The organism is Amycolatopsis sp. NPDC114478 (assembly GCF_055633805.1).
The window spans coordinates 1-11754 of sequence record NZ_JBVKDO010000033.1; the positions used below are offsets into that span (position 1 = coordinate 1).

Sequence of the window (11754 nt, forward strand, 5' to 3'; positions counted from 1 at the left end):
ACTCCGGCCGCGACGCTGTGATCACCTGCACCACACCAACATGATCAACTACCGGCCCGGCCGCTCCGACACCGGGTTACGAGACATCCCTTAGGGGTGAACTGGGCACGAACGGCGTTGACGTTTCGTCGGGACCGACGCGGTATCCATCAAGAAATCATCAACGGGCGTAAGGAGGAACCCACCCGGCCACACGCTGGCCGGGTGACCGCAACCCTCTCGCGCCCGGAATCGTCCGACACCACTGAGCGGCACCGGCTCTCCGTCGTCGGCGGCCTGGCCGCCCTGTCGCTCGACGCGATGGCGTCGGTGGCTTACGGACCCGAGGCCATCGTGATCGTGCTGGCCGTCGCCGGCGGCACCGGGCTGGGCTTCACCCTGCCGGTCACCCTGGCGATCGCGCTGCTGCTGGGCGTCCTGACGCTGTCCTACCGGCAGGTGATCGCCGCGTTCCCGGACGGCGGCGGCGCGTACGGCGTGAGCCGCGCGCACCTCGGCCGGCGCGCCTCCCTGGTCGCGGCCGCCTCGCTCATCGTCGACTACGTCCTCAACGTCGCCGTGTCCGTCGCCGCCGGGGTCGCGGCACTGACGTCAGCCTTTCCCGAGCTCCTGCCCTACACGCCGTGGCTGTGCCTCGGTGTGCTCGCGCTGATCACGGCGGTGAACCTGCGCGGAATCGCCGAAAGCGCACGGGCTTTCATCGTGCCCACGGCGGTCTTCGTCGGCGCGATCCTGACCGTCGTCGTGGTGGGCCTGTTCCGCACCGGGCCGGTCGCCGCCGTCGCCGTGTCGGAACACGGCACGAACCTGCAGACCGTCGGAATCCTGTTGCTGCTGAAAGCGTTCGCGAACGGCTGCGCCGCCCTCACCGGGGTCGAGGCCATCGCCAACGCCGTCCCCTCGTTCCGCAAGCCGCGGGTGCGTCGCGCGCAGCGCGCCGAAGTCGCCCTGGGCGGGCTGCTCGCGGTGATGCTGCTCGGTCTCGCCGTGCTGATCGAGAAGTTCTCGATCCACCCCGTGGACGGCGTCACCGTGCTCTCCCAGGTCACCGCGGCCTCGCTCGGTAACGGGTTCGGGTTCTACGTCGTGCAGTTCTCCACGGTCGTCCTGCTCGCGCTGGCCGCCAACACCTCCTTCGGCGGGCTGCCCGTGCTGGCTCAGCTGCTGGCCAAGCACAACAACCTGCCGCACGTGTTCGCGTTGCGCGCCGAACGCCAGGTTTACCGCTACGGCGTCGGTTTCCTCGCGGTCACCTCGGCGCTGCTGCTGATCGTCTCGGACGGCGACATGAACACCCTCGTTCCGTTGTTCGCGATCGGGGTGTTCGTCGGCTTCACCCTGTCGCAGATCGGCATGGTGCAGCACTGGCGGCGTGACCGGCCCCGCGGCTGGCACGGCAAAGCGGCCCTCAACGGCTTCGGCGCGCTGCTCACCGGGATCGCCGCGGTCGTCGTCACCGCGACCAAGTTCGGCGAAGGCGGCTGGCTGATCGTCGTCGCGCTGCCGCTGATCGTGCTGGCCATGGAATGGGTGCACCGCAACTACCGGCGCATCGGCGACCGCCTCGAACTCGGCCGCACCCCGGCGCCACCCCGGCCGGACCGCTCCCTGGTCGTCGTCCCGGTGCACACCGTGTCCCGGCTGACGCGCGAGGCCCTCGCCGCCGCGCTGTCACTCGGCGACCACGTCGAAGCCGTCCACGTCGTCGACCCCGACGAGGACCGAGCCGGGTTCATCGACGCCTGGGAACGCTGGCATCCCGGCGTCACCCTCGTTCAGCTGCACGACGAACGCCGACGGCTCGGCGAACCACTCGTCGAGCACCTGCGCAAGCACGCCGGCTGCCACGTCTTCGTGCTCATCGCCGAGGTCGAGCCCGAGCACCCGTGGCAGCGGATCCTGCAGAACCGCCGAGGCGCCGTCCTCGCACGAGCCCTGCGGCGCCGCTCCGAGGCAGTCGTCTGCCGGATGCGGTTCCGGGTGCCCGGCTGACCCGAGGGGTGGCCGGCTCAGGCCGCGTGGCTGCGCGGGGCCGCGGATTCCATGAGGCGGCCCAGCCGGACCGCGTGGCCGGCGAACCGCTCGTAGCGACGGCTCACACCGTGCTCCGGCAGCCGGGCGAGGATCCGGTGCAGGTCGGCGAGGTCGTCCTCGACGCTGATCAGCGAGCGGACGCGCCCGTCGCCCGCGGCCAGTTCCGCGAGCCACACCGCGATCCGCCCCAGCTCCACGAAGTCCGGCGTCGACTCCCGCGGCACCACGGGATGCGGGTAGGCGCGCTGCACGGTCCGGGCGACCTGCAGGACGAGCCCGCTCATCCGCTCCAGCTCGGTCAGTGCGTGAATCGTGGCAAGCGCCCGGACGGCCGGCGCGCGCATCGCAAGCACCGTGTTCGCCTGCCGGGCCAGCTCGTCACGCGAGCGGTCGAGCCGCACCGAATCCGCCACGACGTCGTCGGCCAGCGCGACATCGGCTTCCTCCACGGCGACGGTCGCCCGCTCCATGGCGGCCGCGGTCAGCCGGGTGAGCCGGACCAGATCCGCCACGTCGAAAGGGTTGCGCATGAGTCCACACTGTCCAAAGCCGACAGGTGAAGTCCAGTGGATTGACGAAAACTCGACACCGGATCAACACGGCGTCAACGTCCATCCGCGCGGCGTGAAGGAAACACTGATGCAGTCTGCGCTCGGGTTCGTCCGGCGGCATCGTTCGGTGACGCCGGTCCCCGAGCCGAAGGGTTCCGATGAGCGACCTCGCCTACACGCTGATGTTGATAGCCGGTTTCGTCGTGCTGGCGCTCGTGCTGCGCACGGCGGAACGGTGGTGCGAAGCTCACCCAAGCCGGGGCGACGTGCGTGCGGCTCGCCACGAGCGGAACCAGGCCGCCGTTTGCGGCGACAGCTCCGGCTATTCGTCTTCGAGCCTTGCCGGCACCTCGGCCGCGGTCCGGCTGCCCTCGTCGGCCGGCTCGATGGCTTCCGCGGGATCGGTCACGGCGACTCCTCCGGGGCGAAACGGTACCCGATACCGGTCTCGGTGATCAGATAACGCGGCTGGGATGGCTCGGGTTCGAGCTTACGGCGCAACTGGGCCATGTAGACCCGCAGGTAGTGCCCACGGTCGGCGTAGTCCGGGCCCCAGACGGTGGTCAGCAGGTGCGTGGCGCTGATCAGCGAGTCGGGGTTGCGGACGAGCTGTTCGAGGATCGCCCACTCGGTACGGGTCAGGTGCACCACCCGGTCGTCCCGGCGGACGATCTTGGCCCCGACATCGACGGTGAACGCGGCGGTCTCGACGACGGGAGCCGGCTCGGGCGGCGCTCCGAGGGCCAGCCGGCGTTCCGCGACGCGCAGGCACGCCAGCAGCTCCTCCATGCCGAACGGCTTCGTGACGTAGGTGTCCGCTCCCGTGTCGAGCGCCTTGATCTTGTCGGCGGCCCGGTCGCGGGCCGAAAGCACGATGATCGGCATCGCGCTCCAGGTGCGCAGCTCGCGGATCACCTCGATGCCGTCGATGTCGGGCAGCCCGAGGTCGAGCAGCACCAGGTCCGGGTGCTCGGTCGCCGCGGCCAGCAGCGCGGAGGCACCGTCGGCCGCGGTGACCACGGAGTAGCCGCGGGCGGTGAGGTTGATCCGCAACGCCCGCACCAGAGCCGCTTCGTCGTCGACCACGAGCACGGACGTCATCGCACGACCTCGCTTTCCCGGGTGGCGGCGGGTAACGAGAGAACGATCGTCAGCCCGCCGCCAGGGGTGTCTTCGGCGCGGATCGTCCCGCCCATCGCTTCGACGAACCCCTTCGCGACGGACAGGCCGAGCCCGACGCCGGTGGTGGTGTTGCGGTCCCCGAGCCGCTGGAACGGCGCGAACGCCGAGTCGGCGGCCCCCTTCGGCAGCCCGCGGCCGTGGTCGACCACGCGCAGCTCGACCCGGCCGGCGTAGGCGCTGGCCCGGATCGCGATGGCCGAGGGCACGCGGCCGGTCGCGCCGTGGCGCAGGGCGTTGTCGATGACGTTGGCGATCGCGCGCTCCAGCAGGCCCGCGTCGGCCTGCACCGCGGGCAGACGCGCGTCGACGTCCAGGTCGATCGGCTCTCGGGCGTCCAATGCGGACAGAGCGGTGGCAACGACCTCGTCGTAGCCGACCGGGCGCAGCACCGGCTGCACCGCGCCGGTCGCCAGCCGGGACGAGTCGAGGAGGTTGTCGATGAGCCCGGAGAGCCGGTCGGTGGACTCCTCCCCCGCGGCCAGCAGCTCCTCGGCGTCCTCTTCGGACAGACTCACGTCGTGGGCGCGCAGGCCGCCGAAGACGGCCTTGATCGAGGTGAGCGGGGTGCGCAGGTCGTGCCCGAGGGCCGACAGCAGGGCCGTGCGCAGCTCCGTCGTCTCCGCCCGGCGCTGTGCTTCCTGGGTCTGGACCGCCATCCGCTGCTGCCGCAGGGCCAGCAGTGCCTGACCGGCCGCGGCCTCGAGCACGCGCTGGTCGTGCGCGGGCAGGGTCCGGCCGCGCAGCGCCAGGTGGACGTCGTCGGTGACCGGGACGTCGACGTCGGCCTCGTCCGGTTCGTCGCACGGCCGCTCGCCCGTACAGGCCGCCCGGACCCACTCGTCGTCCCGCTTCTCCAGCAGAGAAACGGACTCGAGCCCGAAATTTTCCCGGACCTTCTCCAGCAGCCGCTGCAACGGCTCGTCGTGCCCGAGGACCGTCCGGGCATAGGAAGCCAGCAGCGCCGCCTCCGTCTGAGCCCGCGCCGCAGCATCGGCCCGGCGCGATGCCCGGTCGACGACAAGCGCGAACGCCACCGCGACGACGACCATCGCGATCAGCGTGATCACGTTCTGCTGGGCGTCTACGGTCAGCGTGTACAGCGGCGGGGTGAAGAAGAAGTTGAGCAGCAGCGCGCTGGCGATCGAGGCGAACAGCGCCGGACCCAGCCCGCCGACCAGGGCGACCACGATCGTCGCGAGGAAGTAGTCGATGACGTTGGTGGAGAGGATGAGCGTCTGGCGCAGCACCACGCCGATCAGCGTCGCCACCGCGGGCAGCAGCAGCGCGAGCGCCCAGCCCAGGAGCTGCCGCCGCCGGGCCAGGGAGCTGCGCGGGAACAGCTTCGCGCGCAGCCGGCCGCCCGACTCGTCGTGGGTGACCATGTGCACGTCGATCGGCCCGGACTCCTGCACCACGGTGGCACCGATGCCCTCGTCGAACAGCCGCGCCACCCGGGAGCGCCGGGACGTGCCCACCACGACCTGCGTCGCGTTCACCCCGCGGGCGAAGTCGAGCAAGGCGGTCGGCACGTCGTCGCCGACGACGGTGTGGAACGTGGCGCCGACGTCCTCGGCCAGTTTGCGGTACTCCGCGAGCGCCTGCGGAGAGACGCCGGCCAGGCCGTCGCCGCGCAGGATCTGCAGCACCATCAGCTCGGCCCCGGCCCGCTTGGCGATGCGCCGGGCCCGCCGGATCAGCGTCTCGCTCTCCCGGCCGCCGCTGATCGCGACCACCACCCGCTCCCGGGCTTCCCAGGTGTCGGTGATGTCGCGTTCGGAGCGGTAGCGCTGCAGGGCGACGTCGACCTGGTCGGCCACCCAGAGCAGCGCGATCTCCCGCAGGGCGGTGAGGTTGCCGGGCCGGAAGTAGTTGCCCAGCGCCGCGTCGATCCGGGTGGCCGGGTAGACGTTGCCGTGCGCAAGCCGCCGCCGCAGCGCCTCCGGGGTGATGTCGACCAGCTCGAGCTGCTCGGCGCGGCGGACCACCTCGTCCGGCACAGTCTCCTGCTGGGCGATGCCGGTGATCCGCTCGACGACGTCGTTGAGGCTCTCCATGTGCTGCACGTTCACCGTCGACAGCACGTCGATCCCGGCCTCGAGGAGTTCCTCGATGTCCTGCCAGCGCTTCTCGTTGCGCGACCCGGCCACGTTCGTGTGCGCCAGCTCGTCCACCACCGCGACCTCCGGGGCCCGGGCGAGGATCGCGTCGACGTCCATCTCCTCGAAGCTGTGCCCGCGGTAGGTCACGGTGCGCCGCGGCACGGTTTCGAGACCGTCCAGGAGCTCGGCGGTCTTGCGGCGGCCGTGGGTCTCGACCAGGCCGACGACGACGTCGGTGCCGCGGTCCATGCGGCGGCGGGCCTCCCCGAGCATGGCGAAGGTCTTCCCCACGCCCGGGGCGGCCCCCAGGTAGATCCGCAGCTCACCGCGGCGGCGTTTGCCCGCGTCCGCTGTCGTCACGGGTCAGTGCCTGGCCGCCGCGACAGCGAGGTTGAGCTGCAGCACGTTGACCGCGGGATCGCCGAGCACGCCGATCCCGCGCCCGGTGGTGTTGTCGGCGACGATCTTGCGGACCGCGTCCTCGCTCAGGCCGTTCTCCCGCGCGACCCGCGGCACCTGCAGCTCCGCGTAGGCCGGGCTGATCTGCGGGTCGAGCCCCGACGCCGATGCGGACACGGCGTCGGCCGGGACCTGCGAGACGTCGACGCCCTCGCGCTTGGCGATCAGCTCCTGCCGCTGCTTGACGGTGGCCAGCAGATCCTCGTTGGCGGTGCCCTTGTTGGAGGCGCCCGAGGTGGACGGGTCGCCGGGGCCGAGCGGGTCCTTCGAACCGGCCGAGGGCCGGTTGTGGAAGAACGGGTCGTGCGCCGGGTCCTTGGCGACCGGGTCGACGCCGATCAGCGACGAGCCGACGGCCTGGCCGTTCTGCGTGACGATCGAGCCTTCGGCGTTGCCGGAGAGTCCCGGGATGCGGGCCACCGCCCAGACGGCGAGCGGGTAGACCACCCCGAGGAGCACGGTCAGCACCAGCAGCATCTTCAGGCCGGCGACGGTCTGCTTGAACAGCACGTTCATGGTCACATTCCCGGGATCAGTCGGACGAGCAGGTCGATCAGCCAGATCCCGGCGAACGGCGTCACGATGCCGCCGAGGCCGTAGACCAGCAGGTTGCGGCGCAGCAACGCTTTCGCGGTGGAAGGCTTGTACCGCACGCCGCGCAGGGCGAGCGGGATCAGCGCCACGATGATGAGCGCGTTGAAGATGACCGCGGACAGGATCGCCGAGTCCGGCGAGTGCAGCCGCATGATGTTCAGCGTGTCGAGCTGTGGGTAGATCGCCGCGAACATGGCGGGCAGGATCGCGAAGTACTTCGCCAGGTCGTTGGCGATGGAGAACGTCGTCAGCGCGCCGCGGGTGATGAGCAGCTGCTTGCCGATCTGAACGATCTCGATCAGCTTCGTCGGGTCGCTGTCGAGGTCGACCATGTTGCCGGCCTCCTTGGCCGCCATGGTCCCGGTGTTCATCGCCACCCCGACGTCCGCCTGCGCCAGCGCGGGAGCGTCGTTCGTGCCGTCACCGGTCATCGCGACCAGCCGGCCGCCCTCCTGCTCCTTCTTGATCAGCGCCATCTTGTCCTCGGGCTTGGCTTCCGCGAGGAAGTCGTCCACCCCGGACTCTTCGGCGATCGCCCGCGCGGTCAGCGGGTTGTCCCCGGTGATCATCACCGTCTTGATGCCCATCGCGCGCAGCTCGGCGAAGCGTTCCTTCATGCCGGGCTTGACCACGTCCGACAGCCGGATCACGCCGCGCACCACGGTGACACCCTCGACCTGCTCGGCGACGACGAGCGGCGTGCCGCCTTCGGCGCCGATCCCGTCGACGACGGTGTGCACCTCGGCCGGGACCGTGCCGCCGTGCTCCTCGACCCAGGCCCGCACGGCACTCGCCGCGCCCTTGCGCACGATCCGCCCGTTGAGGTCGATGCCGCTCATCCGCGTCTGAGCGGTGAAGGGAACGAACTCGCCGGATTTCTCGGCGTCACTCGCCTCGGTCGGCAAGACGTGCTCACGCGCGCACAGGTCGACGATGCTGCGGCCTTCGGGGGTGCCGTCGGCCAGGCTGGACAGCCGGGCCGCGATGGCCAGGTCGTCGATCGTGGACGAGCCGACCGGGAGCAGCTCGGTGGCCTGCCGGTTGCCGAAGGTGATCGTGCCGGTCTTGTCCAGCAGCAACGTCGAGACGTCGCCCGCGGCCTCGACCGCGCGGCCGGAGGTCGCCAGCACGTTGCGCTGCACCAGCCGGTCCATGCCCGCGATGCCGATCGCGGACAGCAGGGCGCCGATGGTCGTCGGGATCAGGCAGACCAGCAACGCGGTCAGCACGATCACCGATACGAGCCCGCCGGAGTAGCCGGCCATCGGCTGCAACGCCACGACCGCGAGGACGAAGATGATCGTCAGCACGGCCAGGAGGATGGTCAGGGCGATCTCGTTCGGCGTCTTCTGCCGCGACGCGCCTTCCACCAACGCGATCATCCGGTCCACAAAGGACTCACCGGGCTTGGTCGTGATCTTCACGACGATCCGGTCGCTCAGCACGGTCGTACCGCCGGTGACCGCCGACCGGTCGCCGCCGGACTCGCGGATCACCGGGGCGGACTCGCCGGTGATGGCCGACTCGTCGACGGTCGCGATGCCCTCGACGACGTCCCCGTCGCCCGGGATCACCTCGCCGGCTTCGACGACGACCAGATCACCGATCCGCAGGTCGACGCCCGGCACGCGCTCCTCGGAACCGTCCTCGGTGAGCCGCCGGGCGACGGTCTCCTTCTTGGTCTTGCGCAGGGACTCGGCCTGGGCCTTGCCGCGGCCTTCGGCCACCGCCTCGGCGAGGTTCGCGAAGAGGACCGTGAACCACAGCCACAGCGCGACACCGATGTTGAACACGCCGGGGTCGGTGATCGCGAAGACGGTGACCAGCACCGACCCGACCCAGACCACGAACATGACGGGGTTGCGCAGCTGGTGGACCGGGCTGAGCTTGCGGAAGGCGTCCGGCAGGGACGTCCAGAGCTGGCGGGGGTTGAACACGCCCGCGCTGACCCGGCCCGCGTTCTCGACGTGGTGCTGGGTCACTTCCTCGGGGGTGCGATCGGTGGTCATGGTCATGCGAGAGCCTCGGCAATCGGCCCGAGGGCCAGGGCGGGGATGAAGGTCAGGGCCGCGACCAGCACGACGGTGCCGGCGAGCATGGTGGCGAACAGCGGGCTGGTGGTCGGCAGCGTGCCGGCGGTCTCCGGCGTCTTCTTCTGCGCGGCCAGCGAACCGGCCAGGCAGAGCACGGCCAGGATCGGGATGAACCGGCCGAGCGCCATGCAGACGCCGAGCGTCGACTGGTACCAGTCGTTGGTCACGGTGATGCCGGCGAAGGCGCTGCCGTTGTTGTTGCTGGCCGAGGTGTAGGCGTAGAGCAGCTCGGAGAAGCCGTGCGCGCCCGGGTTGTTGATCGCGTCGGTGTTGCCCGGGATCAGCAGCGCCGCACCGGCCCCGATCAGTACGACCGCCGGCATCGCGAGCATGGCGATCGAGGCGCAGGTGACCTCGCGCTTGCCGAGCTTCTTGCCCAGGTACTCCGGGGTGCGCCCGACCATCAGGCCGGCCAGGAACATCGCGATGATCGCCATCACCAGGATGCTGTAGAGGCCGGTGCCGACGCCGCCGGGCGACAGCTCGCCGAACATCATGTTCAGCAGCGTCCCGAACCCGCCGAGGCCGGTGAAGCTGTCGTGCATCGCGTTCACCGCGCCGGTCGACGTCCCCGTGGTCGAATCGGCGAACAACGCCGATCCCGCGAGCCCGAACCGGGTCTCTTTGCCTTCCATGGCCGCGCCGGCCAGGCGCGCGGCGGCGCCGTTGGCGTGGGTCTCGCCCCACCAGATCACCGCGAGCATGCCGGCCCACAGCGCGCCCATGACGGACAGCAGGACGTAGCCCTGCTTGGTGTTTCCGACGAGCTTGCCGAAGGTGCGGGTCAGGCTGACCGGGATGACCAGCAGCAGGAAGATCTCGATCAGGTTGGACCACGAGTTCGGGTTTTCGAACGGGTGCGCGGAGTTGGCGTTGAAGATGCCGCCGCCGTTGGTGCCCAGTTCCTTGATCGACTCCTGGCTCGCCGACGGCGCCAGCGCGATGGTGCTCGCCGAGCCGTCCGGGTTGAGTACCGAGACGCCGGACTTGAGGCTCTGCACCACGCCGAGCGCGACCAGGACGATCGCGAACACGAAGGACAGCGGAAGCAGCACGCGGACCGTGCCGCGGGTCAGGTCGACCCAGAAGTTGCCGAGCCGGTCGCTCTTCGACCGGACGAACGCGCGGGTCAACGCGATCGCCACGGCCAAGCCGACACCCGCGGAGACGAAGTTCTGCACGGTCAGCCCGGCCATCTGGACCACGTGGCCCATGACGCCCTCGGGGATGTAGGACTGCCAGTTCGTGTTGGTCACGAAGCTGATCGCCGTGTTGAACGCGACCCCGGGGTCGACGGTGCGGCCGAAGTTCAACGGCAGCAAGGGCTGGATGCGCTGCAGCAGGTACAGGAACAGCACGGAGACGAAGGAGAAGCCCAGCACGCCGGAGGCGTAGGTCTTCCAATGCTGTTCGGACTCCGGGTCGGCGCGCACGATCTTGTAGACGGCCTTCTCCAGCCGCCAGTGCTTCGTGCTCGTGAACACCCGGTGCATGTAGTCGCCCAGCGGCCGGTACACCAGCGCCAGGGCGAGCAGCAGGAGGGCGACCTGTCCCAGGCCGGCCCACGTCGAGGACATCAGAACTTCTCCGGTTTGATCAACGCGATGAACAGGTAGACGATCAAGGCCAACGCCAGGACGCCGCCGAGGACGTTGGCGAACACGCCGGTGCCGCTCACAACCGCTCCAATCCACGCAGGGTCAACGCCAGCACGGCGAACACGACGATCGCCAGCAGCACATAGGCCAGGTCGGCCATGGCACTGCTCCTTTCTCACGCACGACAAGCCGAGGTCGACCGAATGGTGACCCGGCCTGGGGAAGCGTGCCTGCCGGAACTCCCGACCGGATGTCATCTGACAGAGTCTTGATGCGCCTTCACGGTGCGTTGACGCGTTCTTGACACCCCCTCGGTGTCCATTTCGGACTTGGTCACAACTCGGCCTCGGCGGGATGAACGGCTCGCCACGGCGGGAATCCGGGGCCACCCTTGGACGATCACGTCTTCGCCCACGCCGATCGGATCTCATCCCGGGAGTTCTCCTTGGCAGCCGACCCCGAGCTCCGCACGTCCGTTCCCCGCCGGAACACCGTCCAGGTGAGCCACAGCAGCCACGACGGCGCGATCGCCGTGGTGGTGACCCTCGACGGCCAGGTCCGCGACCTCCAGCTGGCCGACACCGTGACCACCCGCCCCGCGGCCCAGCTGGCCCGGGACATCCTCGAGTGCATCCATTCCGCCCAGGCCCTGTTCGACCCCGGTACCGGTCAGCCGTCGAGGTAGTCGTCGTACACCGCGACCCACACGTCCAAATCGGACAACCGGTCGAGGAACTCGAGGCCGGTGGCGGTGAGGGAGAACCCCACCTCACGCCCCGGCCGGCTGTCCCAGGTGCCGGACGATGAACGCCGAAGCGCGCCTTCGGCCGCCAGGACCCGCAGGGCGGGCTCGACCACGCGTCGCGGAAGGGCCCGGCGCAGTTCGGTGAAGGAACGAGCACCGGACGCGAGTTCGTCGAGCAGCTCCACCGCACCGGGGCAGCAGATCACCCGGGTGAGACCGGCTTCGGCCATGGCAGCTCCCCTGGAAGACGTGCCGGAACCGTAGGCGGCCGGCCGCCGAGCACCAGCGTCGTTGACGCGCCCCTGACGAGCCGCCACCAGACGTTTACGGTTTCCCTACGCGCGCGCCCGGATCTTGATGTTTTCCCTACGCCGCTTCGCATCGGCAGCGGGCACGCTG

10 protein-coding genes are annotated in these 11754 nt (G+C 70.1%); 2 read left to right on the top strand and 8 right to left on the bottom strand.

Going from position 1 to position 11754, the window contains the following annotated elements; all coding sequences use genetic code 11:
- Positions 1 to 204 precede the first annotated feature (204 nt).
- The gene (locus ACZ7OH_RS47190; RefSeq protein WP_470286911.1) at positions 205 to 1992 is read left to right on the top strand and encodes an APC family permease; all 1788 of its coding nucleotides are present in this window, start codon (positions 205 to 207) and stop codon (positions 1990 to 1992) included.
- A 17-nt stretch (positions 1993 to 2009) separates the two neighbouring features.
- On the opposite strand, the gene ACZ7OH_RS47195 is transcribed toward ACZ7OH_RS47190, so the two are convergent.
- The 7 genes from ACZ7OH_RS47195 to kdpF form a co-directional block, all read right to left on the bottom strand.
- A complete protein-coding gene (locus ACZ7OH_RS47195; RefSeq protein WP_470286912.1) occupies positions 2010 to 2564 on the bottom strand; it encodes a PhoU domain-containing protein in 555 nt (184 codons plus the stop codon).
- A 426-nt stretch (positions 2565 to 2990) separates the two neighbouring features.
- Positions 2991 to 3686, bottom strand: coding sequence for a response regulator (locus tag ACZ7OH_RS47200; RefSeq protein WP_470286913.1), 696 nt, complete (start codon positions 3684 to 3686; stop codon positions 2991 to 2993).
- Positions 3683 to 6226, bottom strand: coding sequence for a sensor histidine kinase (locus tag ACZ7OH_RS47205; RefSeq protein ID WP_470286914.1), 2544 nt, complete (start codon positions 6224 to 6226; stop codon positions 3683 to 3685). The genes ACZ7OH_RS47200 and ACZ7OH_RS47205 overlap by 4 nt, the downstream gene beginning before the upstream one ends.
- Positions 6227 to 6229: 3 nt before the next feature.
- The gene (gene kdpC, locus ACZ7OH_RS47210) at positions 6230 to 6841 is read right to left on the bottom strand and encodes a K(+)-transporting ATPase subunit C (protein ID WP_470286915.1); all 612 of its coding nucleotides are present in this window, start codon (positions 6839 to 6841) and stop codon (positions 6230 to 6232) included.
- 2 nt (positions 6842 to 6843) lie between these two features.
- On the bottom strand, positions 6844 to 8934 hold the full coding sequence (gene kdpB / locus ACZ7OH_RS47215; protein WP_470286916.1) for a potassium-transporting ATPase subunit KdpB: 2091 nt from the start codon (positions 8932 to 8934) through the stop codon (positions 6844 to 6846).
- The gene (kdpA, locus tag ACZ7OH_RS47220; RefSeq protein WP_470286917.1) at positions 8931 to 10589 is read right to left on the bottom strand and encodes a potassium-transporting ATPase subunit KdpA; all 1659 of its coding nucleotides are present in this window, start codon (positions 10587 to 10589) and stop codon (positions 8931 to 8933) included. The genes kdpB and kdpA overlap by 4 nt, the downstream gene beginning before the upstream one ends.
- Positions 10589 to 10690 carry a K(+)-transporting ATPase subunit F gene (gene kdpF, locus ACZ7OH_RS47225; RefSeq protein ID WP_206794294.1) on the bottom strand — a complete coding sequence of 34 codons (102 nt, stop codon included), beginning with the start codon at positions 10688 to 10690 and terminating at the stop codon, positions 10589 to 10591. The genes kdpA and kdpF overlap by 1 nt, the downstream gene beginning before the upstream one ends.
- Positions 10691 to 11055: 365 nt before the next feature.
- On the opposite strand from kdpF, the gene ACZ7OH_RS47230 reads away from it, so the two are divergent.
- Positions 11056 to 11295 (top strand): hypothetical protein, encoded by a 240-nt coding sequence (locus ACZ7OH_RS47230; RefSeq protein WP_470286918.1) that lies wholly within the window; start codon positions 11056 to 11058, stop codon positions 11293 to 11295.
- Here ACZ7OH_RS47230 and ACZ7OH_RS47235 read toward each other — a convergent pair.
- The gene (locus ACZ7OH_RS47235) at positions 11280 to 11585 is read right to left on the bottom strand and encodes a winged helix-turn-helix transcriptional regulator (RefSeq protein WP_470286919.1); all 306 of its coding nucleotides are present in this window, start codon (positions 11583 to 11585) and stop codon (positions 11280 to 11282) included. The genes ACZ7OH_RS47230 and ACZ7OH_RS47235 overlap by 16 nt on opposite strands.
- Positions 11586 to 11754: the final 169 nt, after the last annotated feature.